Origin of the sequence: Alteromonas profundi, assembly GCF_010500865.1 — a bacterium.
Taxonomy (GTDB): domain Bacteria; phylum Pseudomonadota; class Gammaproteobacteria; order Enterobacterales; family Alteromonadaceae; genus Alteromonas; species Alteromonas profundi.
In genome coordinates, this window is the sequence record NZ_JAAAWN010000013.1 from 23,573 (window position 1) to 40,538 (window position 16,966).

Below are 16,966 nucleotides of genomic sequence, written 5' to 3' on the forward strand. Positions count from 1 at the left end.
TTAGCTCCCTGCTTCTAAATGAGTAACTAACCATTTAAGTTCGCTTACCCCATTGTTATACGCGGGCGGGTTAATATTGGCCATCCACGAACGCTTAGTTAACGCAAAAACCCACTGTTCATTATGCTGCTCTGCTTTCATGTTCATATCTATATCTAAGGGACCGGCTACTGTTTTCTCAACCGAGAAACCCGCCGCTTCCATATAGCTTTGCATACTGGCTCTATCAAGCGCGTGCATACTGGGCTCAATACCGGAAATGGCCAGTGAAACAATGGCGGTAGCCCCTAACGCTAGGCGTGTATTTAACTGACAAAGCCATTTAACAGGGTCGTTTGCAAGTGCATGAATATCTATATTTACCGCCGCTGCAGCAACCTGTTCGCCATTCTCACTAGGTTCACATAGCGCAGAGGCAGAAAGCACTGATAACTGCTTTTGGCTGTAACCGTACAAGGCGCTAAGCACTTCTGTGGTTGCTTGTGCCTCGTTTGTAACCACCAGCACTGAGGGTGCGCTTAAAGGTAGCAGGTTCGCTTGCCACCAAAGATTGTTGTTCTCGTTAGAGGGTGCATTCTCCAACTGCCATTGCCGAATAGACGCTTCCGTTAAATAGGTTTCCACTTGGTTATTTAACGCACGGCTTTCAAACGTAGTTGTATCGGTAAGTTTTCCCGCCTCTTCTAGGTAGGCTTTCGTTGTGGTAGCTATGCTGTGTGTTTTTTCTACCCACTTTTTCGCGTTCATGCCAATTGTTGCGCGATATTGCTGATCTGAAATTAAGCGCGATAGTTGTGATAGTAAGTTACTATCAAAGTCATCATTCCAGTCTAACTTAACTGCGCAATGCTCTGGCAGCTCTGCAAAAGGCCCAATATTTACGACCACGCAGCATAACCCCATACCCATAGCACGGGTTAACGTACCTGAAGACTCGCCTCCTGTGGGGTAACGCAAGTTAACAATAAAGTCGGAAGATAGCATATATTTGAAAAATGCATCTTCGTCTAAAAAGCCCGTTACTATGACATTGTCGGTAAGGCCATGCTCAGCAATATCTTGGAAAACATCGTACTCATGGGGTTTGCATTGCCCCGCTAACACATACGTAAAATCGAGCCCTTGTTGTTTTAGCTCTGATAACGCACGAAGCACCGCCTTTATCTGTTTAGCTTTGGCAATAAACCCCATAGAAGTAATAACAGGTTTATTACCTGGTACACCAAGCTCGCCCCGGTATTGCATTTTTAACTTTGCTTGAAACTTTCTCGCCGCGGGCGAAAAGTGATGAGGAACAACACTAATATTAGGGTGCCCTAACGCACCTATCTTGTTTGCCGAGTATTCTGAGTGCACTAATATGCGCTCTGCAGCACTAATAATACTGGCATTCATCATAAGTTCGTGAGGCATAAATTTGCCTTTCCAGCCGAACTTAGTAAGTTGCTTACCAATAGCGGAGCCAGCCTCACCATAATTATTTGCCAATGCTAAGGTATATCCGTCTTTATCACCCTGAGATAAGTTTGTTAAATCAATAAGGTAATGCAAATTCAGATCGTGCACTACCACCAACCCCGGCTTACTCAATAATACCTCTAGCATATATTGTGTATCGGGGTTATTACCTACATGATAAATGTGGGGCATATTGGCGTATGCTTTTTGCTGCCACATATACTCTTCAAGCCGAAGAATATTAACCCGAGGTGAAATATTGATAGGCTCTGGGTGCGTATTTTCAATGACCACCGTAACTTGCGTGGTTCTTAAAAAAAGTGGGATTTGCTCAGCAAAATAGTCGGCAATACCGTTAGGCTTAGGTGGTAGCGGACAAAATACAACTACCTCAGATGGCAAATTTGTCATTATTTCCCTGATTCTAGCTGCTTCTTAATATAGTCAAATTCACGTTGCATACGTTCGTTTTGAATAGCGAGCAAGGCATCCATTCTACGCTCTACTTCAACAGAAAATTCACCAAGTACATCGGTGAAACTGCTTTTAAGTGCAATAGGTTCGCTTGTTACACGCTTACCATTTATATACAAATGTGCATCGCGCGCTTCAGCTGAAAAAGGCAGCATATCAAGTTGCAAGGTAAAACCGTGGCATCCATTACCTACACCCGCCGCAACCAAGTCTTCACGCAAGGTAGCTGCTGTAGTGCGGGCCAATACCTTATCGCCCACTTTAAGCTCTACACTACAAGGGCTGGCTGGCGACGTAGTATTTACCGCCCAACCTGTTACCAAATCGCTCGATACTGCGTCGATATGGTAGTTAAGTTCACTGCGCCCCATTAGGCGTTTTACTGCGTTTTTTAACTTTTGTTTCATGCTTTGTTTTACTTCCTATCCGTGCGTGGTGCGATATTACCTTAAATACAAACAGTGTTCACCATCTTACTAAGGCCATTAGGCAACAAATAAGCGCTATTCTACATACCACTTACTGTGTTTGTGAACGGTATCATCGGCTAACAGCTCGGCCTTATCGAACCACTTGTATTGGTTATGTTGCGCACTAGGTAAACGGCTAATGTCTATATCGCTAACTACCTTGTAACCTAGCACCACATAATGGGTAGATTCACCTTCACCAAACACGTAATCATCATAAAAATGCTCGTACGGGCCTAAAAACTGGGCGCTATCGCGGGTAAATACTTCGCCAAGTTCGGCAAGGGTTAAGCGCTTGAAGGCATCGTCCATGGTTTCGTCTTTTAAAATACGCCCGCCAGGTACAAACCAGTAACCTTGCGCCGGCCTATTGTTGCGATACCCTAGTAACACTTGCCCTTTACTGTTTTCTATAAGTAAGTCTATCGACACCAATGGCGTACTGCTTATTACTGTTGAAAATACGTCTTTTTCTAAAAATGCCATGGTTTCCTCCTCTTCTTTACCGAATACAAAAATACCGGGCTAACCCGGTATTTTTTAACTCTAACAGACTGCAAAGATACTAGCCTCTAAAATTATCTTGGTTTGCTAAGAACCAGTCAAATGCATGCTGTAAGCCATCTTCTAAATTATAGGTGTGCTTCCATCCCAGCGCATGCAAACGAGACACATCCATTAATTTACGCGGCGCACCATCAGGCTTTGAACTATCCCACGTAATTTTGCCCGAAAAGCCGGTAACCTTGGCTACCGTTTCTACTAACTCGCGAATAGTACAATCTTCACCTGTGCCTACGTTAATATGGCTTAACATAGGTTGGGTATTTTCTTGATAGGAGCTGTTGTCTAATTCCATTACATGTACGCTGGCCGCAGCCATATCATCAACATGTAAAAACTCACGCATGGGCTTACCACTGCCCCACGCCACTACTTCACTGTCGCCACGTTGCGCAGCTTCATGAAAACGACGTAAAAGAGCAGGTATTACATGAGAATTTTCGGGGTGAAAATTATCATTAGGCCCATATAAATTGGTAGGCATAACGCTGCGGTAGTCGCGCCCGTACTGACGGTTATAGCTTTCGCACAACTTTATGCCTGCAATTTTAGCGATAGCATAAGGTTCATTAGTTTCTTCCAATGTGCCCGTTAACAATGCTTTTTCGGTCATTGGCTGATTTGCAAGTTTAGGGTAAATACAACTAGAGCCTAAAAACAACAGCTTTTGCACATTGTTGGCGTGGGCCGAATGAATAATATTCGCTTCTATCATCAGGTTTTCATAAATGAATTCCGCTGGATAGGTATTATTAGCGTGTATACCGCCCACTTTAGCTGCTGCCAAATACACTTCGTCAATGGCGTTCTCGGCGAAAAATGCAGATACCGTTGCCTGGCTGGTTAAGTCTAGCTGTGACCGTGTACGGGTAATAACGGTAACATCATTTCGTTGTTCTAGTTGCTTAACAATGGCAGCGCCCACCATGCCTCGGTGGCCTGCTACAAATACTGTTTTCATGTGGCATCCATATCTTTAAAATAGGAAACTTGGCGGTTTTACGCCAAATCAAATAAAAACGCCATAAGCCTTAATTGCTCAAATTGGCGAAAAATAGATTATTAATTTCAGCGTACCACAGTAAATCTATCTTTTACTGGGGTATATGCTTATAGCAATGAGGTAAAGGAATCTAAACTTTCCTTCCTTTCAATCCAATTTACGACTCGCAGCAGTTTCAAATATCGGGAAGGAACTAATATACTCTTAATCTAGTTTACAAATTAAACGTTTCATACTTCTTATTCTTCTTCGATAACGAACCTAGTAAGAAGTGCTCGCCAAGAAACTTCATCGCCCTTGAAGCTATTAGTCCCATCGCCATTAAAACCTTTACGCTCGATAATAGTCGCAGTTACGCCAAACTCTTCACGGTTATATTCCGTTATAATATTTTCAGGAAGATCACCAATTATTGTTTTGGACTTTACCACTAAGATTGAAAAATTATCGTGCCTCAAGAAACCTTTAATAATTGTAGATAGAGATAAAATGCTTTCATTCTCAAAAGCGTTAGGAAGCTGCCGATCGGGATGACCTGAACGCTGCCAGCGAACAAATAGAAGCCTCTTCTGCTCTTTTTTCAAAAACTCTAAGTTTTTGTAAGTATGGCAAAATCGTGATTTTGCGTTATCTAGCAAATCTGTTTTGTATAGTTCAAAAGGAAGCCCTTTATCATTTACTCCTGCTATCTCTTCAAGCAATTTGAGCTTAGTCGCTGGGAAGTCGTGATGATGAATTATTTTGGTTCTGGTATCTACTAATGAGCCAAGTTCACTACGTTCAACTACGTCATAACGCAATATAGAGTATGGATCGAATTCGCTATTGAGTGTCGACTTTAGAGCACTAAAGGGAGTGATAGTCCAGTCGTATGGAAACGACGTTGTTTCAATATCATTATTCTTTTTAAATTCATTTACCTGGTACGCAGTTCTACACCAGGCCCCCAGAGGAATGAGTTCGCTATTTATTTTTTCTTTCAAATTCATACTTTAAAAACTACCGTTTTGAATACCCTTATCCATTTTAGTCTTATATCAACAAATACCATAAATCATAAATTCTAGGTAAACTGCCGTAATCGGTTTATATATTCTATTTTTTCCAATGGAGACAGTGTTAGCACTTCTTCTCTTCCTAGAAATTCAAACCCTTCGAATATAGAGTTCAGTGAAGGATTTCGCGCGAATATAAAACCATCGAACGAAGTGGTATGCCTATCGAAAGAAGAGGTTACCTCTATAACATAACCAAAGCTTTGTAGCTGATCTTCAACTGCTCTATGAAGATCCTCACTGTGAGTTGAAACGAATACATAATCTACCTTCTGTTGGCTTAAGGTTCGCGATGCACCTTCAAGCATTTCAACCTCATAACCTTGGATGTCAGAATGCAAAATAGTAAGTCGCTCTACATTGTGTTCCTTAAAATACTCGTCTACTTCAAAATGCCCCTTACCTACGAAACTTTGGATAAAAGTACCTTTGAAGTTATTTTCTTTAAAGTTATGTTTGCCTGCATCTAAGTTTTTACCATCCGGTTCAATAAGAACTACGCTGCTATCAGGTCGATGTAAAAGCAACCACATTGAATAGTGGCCCCAATACGCACCAAGCTCTAGCATCGACACTTTCTGATTGGAGAGCTTTTTTAATAGAGATTGAAATACAAGCTCTTCGAGTGGTTCGTGAACGCCTCTATTGAATATGAGTATGTCACTGAAGGAATCATAGTACGAAAAGTCGCCCGCTATCGGCACTTTTAAACCATTGTGCAAAATAACGTTATCTCCCTCAGTAAGACCCGCATTAGGGTGCCTTCTAATAACGTTATTTAAAGGGTCCGAGATAATCTCTCGGAACCTTCCCCTAAAATCAGATGCTTTTGCTTTAGGTATTCGAAACATAATTATTCTTTAGCTACAGCTACTGCATAACCGTGTTTCTTAAGTAACGCATGCTGCTTTGCCTTCTCAAGATCACACGCCACCATTTCTGCGCACATTTCTTCTACTGTAATTTCAGGTACCCACCCAAGTTTTTCTTTCGCTTTTGACGGGTCGCCTAGTAGGGTTTCTACCTCAGCAGGGCGGAAATAACGAGGGTCTACTTTAACGATAACGTCGCCAACACTTACGCCAGGCGCTAAATCAGCATTAACGTCTGTTACCGTGGCTATTTCGTCTACGCCTTCACCGGTAAACTCTACCGTAATTCCTGCGTTTTCACAGCTCATACGCACAAACTCACGTACGGAAATTTGCTTACCCGTAGCAATAACAAAATCTTCAGCGGTATCTTGCTGTAACATCATCCACTGCATACGAACGTAGTCTTTAGCATGGCCCCAGTCACGAAGGGCATCCATGTTACCTAAGAACAGGCAAGACTCTAAGCCTTGTGCGATGTTCGAAACGCCCCGCGTGATTTTGCGGGTAACGAAGGTTTCGCCTCGACGTGGAGATTCGTGGTTAAACAAAATACCATTACAGGCGTACATACCATAGGCTTCACGATAATTTACCGTTATCCAATATGCATACATTTTCGCTACTGCGTAAGGGGAGCGAGGGTGAAACGGCGTAGTCTCTTTTTGAGGAATTTCTTGTACCAAACCATAAAGCTCAGACGTAGATGCCTGATAGAACTTCGTTTTTTTTTCCATACCCAAAAAGCGAATAGCTTCTAGCAAACGCAGCGTACCCATTGCATCAGCATCGGCAGTATATTCTGGGGCTTCAAATGAAACCGCTACGTGCGACTGTGCGCCTAAGTTGTATACCTCGTCTGGCTGCACTTCTTGCAAAATACGGGTTAAATTAGACGTGTCTGTTAAATCCCCATAGTGTAAATGAAACTTAGGGTTTTCATTGTGAGGATCTTCATAAATATGGTCGACACGTTCGGTATTAAACAAAGAGGCTCGGCGCTTAATTCCGTGTACTTCGTACCCTTTTTCCAATAAAAATTCGGCTAAATAAGAGCCGTCCTGGCCGGTTACACCGGTAATAAGTGCTTTTTTCAACTTACTTTCCTCTTACATCTGTTTCTACCCGAATGCGGGCTCGATACAAACTAGCGTTAAACTATATAGTTTCTATATTTTCTTTAAATTCTAAATTTGAAAAACGTATTTACGAGTTAAACCTGCAAAGACTTTTTATGTTTGGTAGACACAATAGCTTGTTACTCTCAGCGTAATCACTTAACGATACAAATTCGCTCCAATCTGTAACAAACAAAAAGTCAAGATCAAACTGTTTAGCCACAATGTGGTCAAAACGACTATCTCCTATAAATAAAGCGGGTAACTGAATATTGTCAGCCAATAGTTGCTGTTCAACTATTATATCTTTAGCAGTGGGGCTACCGTAGATACCGCCAGCAAAAAATTTTGTAAGGTCTCGTTTATCAAAAATATCCCGCAACTCTTCTTGTGCACCACCTGAAGCAACTAACCAGGTAGATTCAGTAGTCAACTCGCGTAATTCAGACAACCCCTCTGCGATATCACAACTAAGTAAACCTCTGCGAACTTCTTCAGCATATTTTTCGAGAACCGCATTAAACTCTAGTTCAGATGCTTTTCTACCAAGGATATGTTCGAAGAAATAATCAAATTTTTTAAAGCGTGACACGCCACCATACTCGATGTGATAGTTTACTAATGCTTGTGCTCCATCTCGACCATAAGAAACAACTGAATTGTAAAACGCTTCTGTTTTTACTTTGTTAGAATTTAGGATTACACCATCACAATCGAATATGAGAGTCTGATATTCATTCAATTCTTTTTTCATAGAGGAAGTAAGCCTTCTCTCACAATACACTCTGCAAGAATAAAATCCTCTGGCCAATCTATGTCGTGCGCAGTTAACCTATCTAACGTGTAGAGACGAGGTCTATCACCTATTCGGTCGTCTAGCTTTCTGTATATATCGCTAGAGGCCAAGAAGACACCACTATTCACTTCATCTATAGGAGTAAGCGTTTGCGTTCTAGGCCACTTTTCTAACTCACGACTATAATTGATCGGCTTTTCATTCTGCCACAAAAATCCATGAATCTTCGTTGTAGTCATTAGAGAGTCGTATCCCTCCAAAAGAGACTTTTTATAGGCGTTAATAATTTCAGTATAACGCTCCGCATTGATAAAGGGCGATGTAACGTGGGTCCACAAAATATGCCCGTTTGGTATCAACTCTAACGCATGAGCTACCAAGGAGTCGGTACTCGTCTCACTACTCGATAGATTGCCTGCTCGGTGATGAATGCGTAACCTTTTATTTTTTATCTTATTAGCATATGCCAATATATCTTCGTCGTTAGTGGAAAGTACAACTTCGTCAATGTTAGAAGTATTGAGTAATTGTCTAAGCTTTACTTCTACTAGCCCAAAACTAAAACCTGCAAATGGCTTTATGTTTTTGCGGGAAACTCGCTGACTCCCCTGCCTACAAGGCAAGAAGCATGTAACCTTTTCGGTCATTTTTTACATTCCATATATACTTAGCTTATTTACATCATAACGTGTTGGCGTAACCGCAACGAGATCAACTGCCCCCTCCGTTTTCTGATATGTTTTAACTACACTATTCATCTCTTCGTTACGAGGGTCACCACTTTCATATCCATCGAACCCTGCAAGAAGAATACGGTTAGCTTTTCCGCTTGCTAACGTTGCGAACGCGTAGGCCATTACTAATGAAGTAGGAGACTTACACCCACACTCACCGAATTTAAAACCATTCTTATCAACTTCTAAACCAAAGTTATAAATTGTTTTTTCAGATAAAACATCCAGTATAGCTGGTGATAAACTTGAAGTTGGCGCAATCAATGGCTGTGGCAGTTCTGCATGGCGAGAACAATCCGCAAGCATTCTAACTGGATGGCAAGCAAACCGAACGCTAATTAGATCACTGTCGATTGCTGACTGGGTATTAAGTACAGCGACTATAGGCTTCCGTTTCAATATGTAAGTCTCAATCGCTTTCCTATGCTTTTCTACCCCCGCACCTGTACCAAGCAGTAAAACATCTTTTCCTTCAAACAAAGAAACGGGATCCCAATCTCCTTCCATAACACTCTCAACAGAATTACGCGCTGTATATAAAGTATCTAGGCTGAAATTCTTTCCACCTTGTTTTCGTAAAAGCTCGATTACGGCGAGTATATCTTCTTCGCTGAACCTATTATCACTAAGCATCTCCTGGATATAAGTAGGATGAATTCCGTACTTGCCGGATAGATAATAATAAGGATTTGAACCCCATCCACACGCGTTTTTTAACGGTTGAAAATAGCTACGAATGATACTCATCAACGGTACCATGTTAATGCTAACGCCACGGCGATCTGCAATCTCAATAGCAAGTTCTTCAGTTCGCGCATTGCCAGGCCCTCGCCCCATACCTGTAACCGTTGCATCAAGCCATGTTACGCCGTTGTCTAACGCTGCAATTGTGTTTTGAAGCGCTTTACCCATATTATCATGAGTGTGAATACCTAATGCACCATCCCAGCTGGTCCGCAACCACCTGATAATCTGAATACATTGCTCTGGATCCATGCTCCCCATAGAATCGGCAAAGTAGAGGGCATCAATATCATACTTACTAGCTTCCCTCGCTAGCGCTTCTACTTCCTCTTGGGTACGATCTGCAATTTGCATTAAGTTAAAGCCTACCATATACCCTTTAGACTTTAGCCAGTTCGCTGCAGGGAGCGCTTTAACAAACTCATGTGTATGGCACGCTATCCTAACAACATCTACTGGTGAGCTCGCGCTAACATTCGGAAATAACTCTTCTAAAACAACCTCTAGCTTTGTATCTTTAACCAACTCAGAAGCATTAACCATCACTGCGACTTTAAGTGCGTTAGGTACCTCTAATGAACTTATAAATTCATCTGTGGTATATGCTGCTGCACCTTTAAAACTATTGTTTACACATGACCTAAGGCCAAGCTCTACAAAGTCAACACCTGCAGACGTCATCGCCTGCAGATATTCGCCGATTATGGCTATCGGAAAATCCCATGAATTATAATAACCTCCGTCACGCAGGGTACAGTCTAGTAACTTCACAAATTAACTCCCGATAATTTTTCTTTTAATTTATTAATTTCTTCATTAATTAATTCGCTTCGTGTTTCTAATAACGAAGCTAAATGATTATGTAACTCTTCCTTACCCTTATATAAGCGAAACAAATTATCCTTAAAATCCTTTTCATATTCAGCATTCTTAATACCAAGTAACTTCTGAATATAGCCTTTATGCGGTTCTTTACCTTCTAAAATATCCACCAACAATATATTACGTAATACACTTTTATGAACCTCAGCCAAGACTGCAAACTCATTTGCGTTAGATTGCTGCTTATGAAAATCTACAGCGACCTCTGAAAAAAAAGACATACTCAATTTAGAGAAAAAAGCCAGCGAGGGGCTATTTCCACTACTAAAAGCTAGGTAAGAGAGAATATTAGTTAACTTTACAAGGTTATACCCCATTGTACCTCGAATAGTTAAACCACTCTTTTCTCTGGCAGTACAGATTTCCAATAAAAATTTAGTAATGCATTTAAAAAATTCACTCAAATCTTCTAAAAAAATATTCAGGTGCCATAAAACTGTATTCACTGACAATTCTAGGTGCCCCTTGTTATGGCGTATGCTATTACTATGGTTTAACTCATCAGATCGCTGTAGTAATTTATTTAAGATATTTTTCGACTCTGCTGCTTTTTCTGAGTCATTCAAGTCCATAGAATTATAAGCATACACTACCGCCATGCAAATTCTTACGGGAAGGGAGCATTGAGTTGAAATTGCAACTTGTCTTGCACTAAATGCGGACGTTTCCAAATCAGGCGATCGGTTGGGAAAGTCAATAAACTCAGTGGAAAAGAAGTTACATTTACCTCCAATACTTTCACCAGTGCCTTTGACAAAAACCTTAAACTCTATATCGACTAATGGGAGCGAATTTAAATCAATTTCCATCTTGAAGTCAGAGAGCTCATTCAGGCCGCCTGAGAATCTATAAAATTCTTTTTTTTCTTTGAAGTTTACTTGTATGTCTACTTCGAGTTGATCTTCTTCAGAACATAAGCCATTACATTCAAGTACTAAATTATTTTTACGTACATAAAAATCTACACATTCACTTTGCATTACCAATTTAATCCCTAAACTTAACTATTATTCCCGTAGTTCGATAGAAGTTCTTTGACGTTTGAGACATGCTGCGAGTTGGGAAATAGTTGCCTTGTCCAAGATATATTTTTTCTAATAACTTTCGCAGGTACACCTACCGCAAGACTCTTGGGCGAAACACTCTTGCTTACAACACTTCTAGCCCCAATAACGCTTCCATAACCTATTTCAACGTCTTTTAATAGCAATGCGTCTTGTCCTAGCCAAACGTGAGGACCCACAACGATTCTACCACCCGCCTTACTATTGTGATTGAGCGTTTTGGACGTATTCAAATCAATAAGAGCATGCATATCACTGGTCCTTAGGTAGATACCATTAGCAAACATAGCATCTTCACCAATTAAAATTTTACAATTTCCGGCGACTGATAAATGAGCTCCGTTAGAACTAAATCTCTTTCCAATATATATAGCATTATTATTGTTGTTGACTTCTGCCCGCACATAGGAAACTCCAGCTGAATTACCCATAAATAAGAGAGTATTGAAACTTCCATTTATATTTATTTGGCCTTTTAGCTGACTTCCGGATCCAATTATTACTTTATTGCCAGAAGAAGAACCTATAAAATTAATAGCTAAATTAACACCTTGGCAATCTGAATCTATTATTACTTCATTCTCTTTGCTACCCTTGATCTCTATATTCGAACTTTCTTGATTTATTATATTTCTGAAATTTACTGTATCTTCAAAATCACTAAAACCAGGACTTCCGATTATTTTATCAATTCCAGACCGCATTTAATATCCTAATTCTTCCATAACAGCCCCATGATATCTCTTAAACTTTAATACATCATCGTCCGATAAATACTCTTTATAAGTATTTACTTTCTTCTTCCAAAAAAACTTCCCTCCATCATTTGTACGCTGTTCCGCTAAGTTTTTTGCAGCCAAAGCCTTGTTACTATCTAAACCCAATTTTGTAAAGACAGGAGTTAGAGCAGCTTCAAAGTCTTGAATCATGTCTTCGTACTTAACGAATAATACTCGATCCGGATTTTCATTTTTTACTTTAATCCAATTACTAACATTCTCAATGTAATTTCCACTATCTCGAAAATATGGATCTAGAGTCCCATATACGCAGAACGCACTAAAAAGGTCCGGTATCATACCTTGAGATTTAGCTGTATCTACATCACTGGTAGAAACTAATATGCCACCGCGATTGCGTTCAAACCCTCTCAACAGATAATTAAGTTGAGAGCAAAATACATCGTATGGGTTTCTTACAATATAAATAATAAAATCGTTTTCAAAATCTTCATCCCTATATTTCGTGACTTCATTCTTACTGTGGGATTTATAAATGCTCCAAATTCGGCCATCATCTGCTCGTAACGGGTTTCCGTTTATTCCTTTTTCATATATATCAGGTATCGATACAGACGTATCCCCTGTATCTCCGAATGCTGCCCGTAATATTTCCCGCATCCACGTGTTTCCTGATTTTGGAAATGAGTATACACCGCACCTATTTATTTCTTTCATCAATATCTCTCATACAATTTATCAATCATGTTTTTAGCTATAGCTTTCCAACTAAGCCTATGTCTGCCTATTCTGATGTCATTATTGATACCATCTAAATTACTTAAAATAGATAATACTTCACTGGATTCAGAATAAAATAATCCGTTATTTTTTGTGTAAAATCTTGACGATTTCAAATCGGATGTCACAATCAGTGTATTTGCCGCTATAGCTTCTAATACTGCGTTGTTAGCCGCTCCACCTTTCAAAGGAAGAAACATCAACTCAGCTCGTCTATAGAACCAATGCAGCGTTCTATCTTCTACCCCCTCATTAAACAACAGTATGTTTTTGTCTTCATTACTAAGCTCTAGTTCTAACCCGCGAGATAGTGCAACGAAATAAACATCTTCTCTTTCTCTGAATGCTCTAGCAACTTCTAAGAACATATCATAGTCACGCAGCCAGTTTCCTACAGTAAGGCATACCTTTTTACCTTTTAGCTGGCGCTGAATGGTCTCTACCTCACTTTTAGCAGGGCCAGCTAAATCGAAAGCGATACTCGGCTTGTAATGCTCAGCTGACACACCATGGGGCACTACAACTAGTTTTTCTTCTGGAACACCCAATCTAAGGAATGCTTCTTTTTGGCACGGCGACATTAAATGAATAGTATCAAATGCACTTAAAAAAGATGGTTCAGATACTAGTTCTTTCATTACATCATCAGGCTGGTGGAATGTGGCTACTATTTTAGGGCCATTATTTAACAAGCCTTTCATTTTAGCCATGGCCACAAGTAAGCCCGCATGCTCACCATCAACAAAATGTATTACGTCGTATTGATTAAAATTCTTTAATATTTCGCTCTCTATATCGAAAGAGTTGACTTGATACGACTTTAATATTTTGCTAAATTTTTCAAATACTTCCCATCGTTTACCATCATTGGCGAATTTAGCATCTTGATGACCTAAAGGGACAAGAACCTCAGTAGCTTCATAGCCATTTTCTGGTAAATATTCTACAAAACCACCCGGGCCCGATAGCTTAGTAAAATGTCCATAGTGGGTTCGTACTACCAGTATTTTTTTTAGTTTATGATCAGGGTTCGTATTTGCGTCTTCTTGCTGACAAGAAATCCTCTGTTTTATATGCTCACCAAAATCGCCCAATAGGGTTTGTAAATAGGACGAATGATAAAGCCGAGGAGATAGTGGCTCAAATGTACTCTCACGCAATGTGGTAGCTAGCTGTTGAGAATTACCGTATTCTACCGAACCAAACGTAGCCCCAATGAGTGTTAACTCTTTCTCATGCCATGTATTGGCACTTACTATTACCCTTTTCCCCTGTGCGTGGCGCAATACGTCCCAAAGGACACCCGATGTTTTGTGGCCATATCCTTCAGGGTCGTATAGCATTAAATAACAAGAGGCCGAAGCTAATAACGCTTCATACTGCGCCTTTTTAAGGTTACCCCTAATTATGCTTACATTTGGCGTACCACTATTTTCCAGCTTATTTATGAGAGGCTGATAAACATCTGAACCTGGAAATTCGTCATTATAGTGAAAGACAAATTCTGTATCTGGGCAGCTATTACCAATCTCGCAAATAGCGTCTACCGTAAACTCAATTCCCTTATCCCATTTTGGCCCGCCTAGGTACGCAAGCACTTTGTTACCGCTAGGCTTATTCACTTCGATGCCTCCGCCACAAACGGATGGATGTAAACGTACTTCACCATTAGGCCAAATCATTTGATACGCATCAACGTACATTTGAGTAGGGCTATCAATGAAAAAGTTAACTCCTTGTTCATTTTTCAACTTGTCAAACAGCGAGAATGCAAATTTATGCCGCATGAACTCACGGATAGAAGCGGTAGTGCACTCACCAAACTCTACTACCCTACCTGGAGAAAACATAGTGGAAATAAAAACCGAGTACGAAGTAGCGTTAAGCTTCAAAAGTACTCTGGCAATTGCTTCGTATAAATAGCTAAAGGCAGTATGAATGATTAAACAATCGTTTTGGTTTAATTCAATCAAATTAAATAGAGAAAGTAATTTTTGGGAAAAGTTGTCTCGAATTTCAATATATTCGGCATTGGGTAAGTTATGGTAATTTACCGGGTATAAATTAATATCGAAGAAAGGAATAATTTCAGCATTTAAATCTACTGTGCTGTGTTCCAAATTTTTTCCAGACACTATAACAACGTTATCGTCACTACATGCTGATACAATTTGGTTATTAACTACCATATGGTGGGAATCTTGGTGCTCAAAACCAGGGTCAATGACTATCCATCTACGACTCATTGACTAACTCCTTTACAAAGCCATTGAAATAATCTGCTATTTTATCAGAATTGTTGGGATACGGGTAAACGTCACACGTGGTATCGACAGTGCCGGTAAGTAAAGCAAAACGAAGAACGGAAAGGTCGAATTTACTGTGTATTGGCGCGAGCAGTATACGAGATATAGGTAATGAAAGACTACGGTTTGCCCCCCCATTTTCCGGCTGTGCTTCAAGATTTATTTCAGCGTAGGTATTACATGGCGATAACGATTTGAGGACGATAAATTGCGCTTGGTTAAAAGAAAAATAATCAAACTTTTCAAAATGGAACCGGTTATCGGAATTATTAAGCCTACCTAAAACCGTATTTTCGTCTAAAAAATCAATTCTTACGCTTATGTAAATGTCTTTATCAACATTCGCCTCAGAAAAAATTTCAAGTTTCTCCCCGGCCCAGTTAAAATCATCTCCACAATAAACCTCTCTGTCGTAGGTACCTACAACAAGTAAACGCTTATTGTCTTTTACCTGAAGCGCCTGCGCCTCTAAGACGTCCATGCTTGTAACGTGAGAATTTGCGGTAAACTCAAAAAGATTAGGCATGAACTAATTCTCCCTCTATAGTTTTGGCATAGAGTTCAACTAGTTCGTTGGCTATCTTTTCAAACGAGTACCTATGAAAGCACCTCTGCCGCCATTCAAGGGCCGTTTCGTTTAAGCTAGGTAATTTGCCCCCTAACACTAGATCTATCATTTGGCGCGAAAACTCTTTCTCTGACATACTATCAACCAAAACACCATTTTCATTTGGAACCACAATATCGGGGATTCCGCCAACGCGAAAACCTAGCACGGGGCAGGCGCACATTAATGATTCCAAAATGACATTTGCAAAATTTTCTTCTATTGATGTAAATGCCAATAAGTCTGCTACCCGAAACAAGTCTCTTACCTGTTCTTCTTTCAGTATACCTAGGTGTCTATAACCTACATTTGGGTGAGTAGGCTGCAATTGGTGATTTCCACCTCCAAATGCCACAAACGTAATACGTTTGTTAAAACCGCTTCCGTATAAACTTCGATTCAATGCTTTGAATGCTTGCTCGAAGTAATTAAAACCTTTTCTAATCTCGTGGTTGTTTTCAGCGCCTGAAACTATCAATATTTCATCGGAATCAAAACCAAAGGCCTCACGAATAACTTTTTGCTGCGCGTATGTAGCAGGGGAAAAGAAGTCTGTGTCTATACAGTTTCTTAATACCGTACTACTTTTCTTACCAAGTGACTTTCCAATTGTTGACGCTTGATATGCTTCATTCAACCAGTCGCTTGGAAATATGTAGTGGGGTTTTACGTAGCTGTAACAATCGAGCTTTTCGCGCATTGAAGCGCTGATTAACTTAAACTTATCATTCTTTAATTGTGGACAAGTCTCACACCCAATAGCAAACCCATTACAACCGGCGTCGTAATGGCATGCGCCAGTAAAGTGATTCATATCATGGCCGGTTACTACAACTTTTATATCATTGTCTTTTAGCTTTTTGAGGAGCGCGGAGCTCACAAGGTTAGAAGTCCAATGACAATGTACAATATCAAAGCCCATCTCTCGTATAAACGCGAATAACCGTGCATCGAACGTTGTTGTTGAGCGCCAAAGTGACATGTAGGTATTGCTGATATCTGTCCTGTTATTCTCCAAATAGTTTTGAAAAATAAGATCGGTTTTTAAGAATTCAGGCATAGGTGCAGAGATATATACATCATCGCCATCAGAGATAATGTCAACACTACTACTTTGCCAATCTTGACGCACATACAAATGTTTAACTTCGTGGCCCGCTTTTCGTAATGCAATGGCTTGACGATTTGCAGCTGTCGTCGCGCCTCCCCCACTATTTGTAGATATTTTTAATATTTTCATGCTGTGATTGCTTGTTACTGCCCTGTTGACGAATATTAAATTTATTAATTCTTAAAACT

At 40.1% G+C, this 16,966-nt stretch carries 16 protein-coding genes; all 16 read right to left on the reverse strand.

Annotated features, from left to right (window positions below; translation table 11 throughout):
• Window positions 1-1,869, reverse strand: coding sequence for a glycosyltransferase family 4 protein (locus GTH32_RS10905; RefSeq protein WP_163085666.1), 1,869 nt, complete (start codon window positions 1,867-1,869; stop codon window positions 1-3).
• The gene (locus tag GTH32_RS10910; protein WP_163085668.1) at window positions 1,869-2,339 is read right to left on the reverse strand and encodes a hypothetical protein; all 471 of its coding nucleotides are present in this window, start codon (window positions 2,337-2,339) and stop codon (window positions 1,869-1,871) included. Before GTH32_RS10910 ends, GTH32_RS10905 begins: the two co-directional genes overlap by 1 nt.
• Window positions 2,340-2,435: 96 nt before the next feature.
• Window positions 2,436-2,888: a GDP-mannose mannosyl hydrolase gene (locus GTH32_RS10915; RefSeq protein WP_163085669.1), complete on the reverse strand. Its 453-nt coding sequence runs from the start codon at window positions 2,886-2,888 to the stop codon at window positions 2,436-2,438.
• A 79-nt stretch (window positions 2,889-2,967) separates the two neighbouring features.
• Window positions 2,968-3,927 (reverse strand): GDP-L-fucose synthase, encoded by a 960-nt coding sequence (gene fcl, locus GTH32_RS10920; RefSeq protein WP_163085671.1) that lies wholly within the window; start codon window positions 3,925-3,927, stop codon window positions 2,968-2,970.
• Window positions 3,928-4,208: 281 nt separating this feature from the next.
• Window positions 4,209-4,958: a hypothetical protein gene (locus GTH32_RS10925; protein ID WP_163085673.1), complete on the reverse strand. Its 750-nt coding sequence runs from the start codon at window positions 4,956-4,958 to the stop codon at window positions 4,209-4,211.
• 74 nt (window positions 4,959-5,032) lie between these two features.
• Window positions 5,033-5,875, reverse strand: a complete 843-nt coding sequence (locus tag GTH32_RS10930; RefSeq protein ID WP_163085675.1) for an FkbM family methyltransferase — start codon at window positions 5,873-5,875, stop codon at window positions 5,033-5,035.
• A 2-nt stretch (window positions 5,876-5,877) separates the two neighbouring features.
• Window positions 5,878-6,993 (reverse strand): GDP-mannose 4,6-dehydratase, encoded by a 1,116-nt coding sequence (gmd, locus tag GTH32_RS10935; protein WP_163085677.1) that lies wholly within the window; start codon window positions 6,991-6,993, stop codon window positions 5,878-5,880.
• A 109-nt stretch (window positions 6,994-7,102) separates the two neighbouring features.
• Window positions 7,103-7,768: an HAD family hydrolase gene (locus GTH32_RS10940; RefSeq protein WP_163085679.1), complete on the reverse strand. Its 666-nt coding sequence runs from the start codon at window positions 7,766-7,768 to the stop codon at window positions 7,103-7,105.
• Entirely contained in the window at window positions 7,765-8,457 is a 693-nt protein-coding gene (locus GTH32_RS10945; protein WP_163085681.1) for an acylneuraminate cytidylyltransferase family protein, read from the reverse strand. The genes GTH32_RS10940 and GTH32_RS10945 overlap by 4 nt, the downstream gene beginning before the upstream one ends.
• A 3-nt stretch (window positions 8,458-8,460) precedes the next feature.
• Entirely contained in the window at window positions 8,461-10,059 is a 1,599-nt protein-coding gene (locus tag GTH32_RS10950; RefSeq protein ID WP_163085683.1) for a beta/alpha barrel domain-containing protein, read from the reverse strand.
• Complete coding sequence (locus GTH32_RS10955; RefSeq protein WP_163085685.1) at window positions 10,056-11,150, reverse strand: hypothetical protein; 1,095 nt, start codon at window positions 11,148-11,150, stop codon at window positions 10,056-10,058. Before GTH32_RS10955 ends, GTH32_RS10950 begins: the two co-directional genes overlap by 4 nt.
• A 20-nt stretch (window positions 11,151-11,170) precedes the next feature.
• A complete protein-coding gene (locus GTH32_RS10960; protein ID WP_163085687.1) occupies window positions 11,171-11,938 on the reverse strand; it encodes an acyltransferase in 768 nt (255 codons plus the stop codon).
• A complete protein-coding gene (locus GTH32_RS10965; RefSeq protein ID WP_163085689.1) occupies window positions 11,939-12,691 on the reverse strand; it encodes a sulfotransferase domain-containing protein in 753 nt (250 codons plus the stop codon).
• Window positions 12,691-15,000 (reverse strand): glycosyltransferase family 4 protein, encoded by a 2,310-nt coding sequence (locus GTH32_RS10970; RefSeq protein WP_163085691.1) that lies wholly within the window; start codon window positions 14,998-15,000, stop codon window positions 12,691-12,693. Before GTH32_RS10970 ends, GTH32_RS10965 begins: the two co-directional genes overlap by 1 nt.
• Entirely contained in the window at window positions 14,990-15,586 is a 597-nt protein-coding gene (locus GTH32_RS10975; RefSeq protein ID WP_163085693.1) for a hypothetical protein, read from the reverse strand. Before GTH32_RS10975 ends, GTH32_RS10970 begins: the two co-directional genes overlap by 11 nt.
• A complete protein-coding gene (locus GTH32_RS10980; RefSeq protein ID WP_163085695.1) occupies window positions 15,579-16,907 on the reverse strand; it encodes a glycosyltransferase in 1,329 nt (442 codons plus the stop codon). The genes GTH32_RS10975 and GTH32_RS10980 overlap by 8 nt, the downstream gene beginning before the upstream one ends.
• Between the last annotated feature and the right edge of the window lie 59 nt (window positions 16,908-16,966).

What these genes read in the sequence shown, in the direction of transcription:
- GTH32_RS10925 (WP_163085673.1), bottom strand. Translation starts at nt 4,958, where the DNA reads ATGAATTTGAAAGAAAAAATAAATAGCGAACTCATTCCTCTGGGGGCC.
- GTH32_RS10930 (WP_163085675.1), bottom strand. Translation starts at nt 5,875, where the DNA reads ATGTTTCGAATACCTAAAGCAAAAGCATCTGATTTTAGGGGAAGGTTC.
- GTH32_RS10945 (WP_163085681.1), bottom strand. Translation starts at nt 8,457, where the DNA reads ATGACCGAAAAGGTTACATGCTTCTTGCCTTGTAGGCAGGGGAGTCAG.
- GTH32_RS10915 (WP_163085669.1), bottom strand. Translation starts at nt 2,888, where the DNA reads ATGGCATTTTTAGAAAAAGACGTATTTTCAACAGTAATAAGCAGTACG.
- GTH32_RS10970 (WP_163085691.1), bottom strand. Translation starts at nt 15,000, where the DNA reads ATGAGTCGTAGATGGATAGTCATTGACCCTGGTTTTGAGCACCAAGAT.
- fcl (WP_163085671.1), bottom strand. Translation starts at nt 3,927, where the DNA reads ATGAAAACAGTATTTGTAGCAGGCCACCGAGGCATGGTGGGCGCTGCC.
- GTH32_RS10975 (WP_163085693.1), bottom strand. Translation starts at nt 15,586, where the DNA reads ATGCCTAATCTTTTTGAGTTTACCGCAAATTCTCACGTTACAAGCATG.
- GTH32_RS10960 (WP_163085687.1), bottom strand. Translation starts at nt 11,938, where the DNA reads ATGCGGTCTGGAATTGATAAAATAATCGGAAGTCCTGGTTTTAGTGAT.
- GTH32_RS10910 (WP_163085668.1), bottom strand. Translation starts at nt 2,339, where the DNA reads ATGAAACAAAAGTTAAAAAACGCAGTAAAACGCCTAATGGGGCGCAGT.
- GTH32_RS10955 (WP_163085685.1), bottom strand. Translation starts at nt 11,150, where the DNA reads ATGCAAAGTGAATGTGTAGATTTTTATGTACGTAAAAATAATTTAGTA.
- GTH32_RS10940 (WP_163085679.1), bottom strand. Translation starts at nt 7,768, where the DNA reads ATGAAAAAAGAATTGAATGAATATCAGACTCTCATATTCGATTGTGAT.
- GTH32_RS10905 (WP_163085666.1), bottom strand. Translation starts at nt 1,869, where the DNA reads ATGACAAATTTGCCATCTGAGGTAGTTGTATTTTGTCCGCTACCACCT.
- GTH32_RS10965 (WP_163085689.1), bottom strand. Translation starts at nt 12,691, where the DNA reads ATGAAAGAAATAAATAGGTGCGGTGTATACTCATTTCCAAAATCAGGA.
- GTH32_RS10980 (WP_163085695.1), bottom strand. Translation starts at nt 16,907, where the DNA reads ATGAAAATATTAAAAATATCTACAAATAGTGGGGGAGGCGCGACGACA.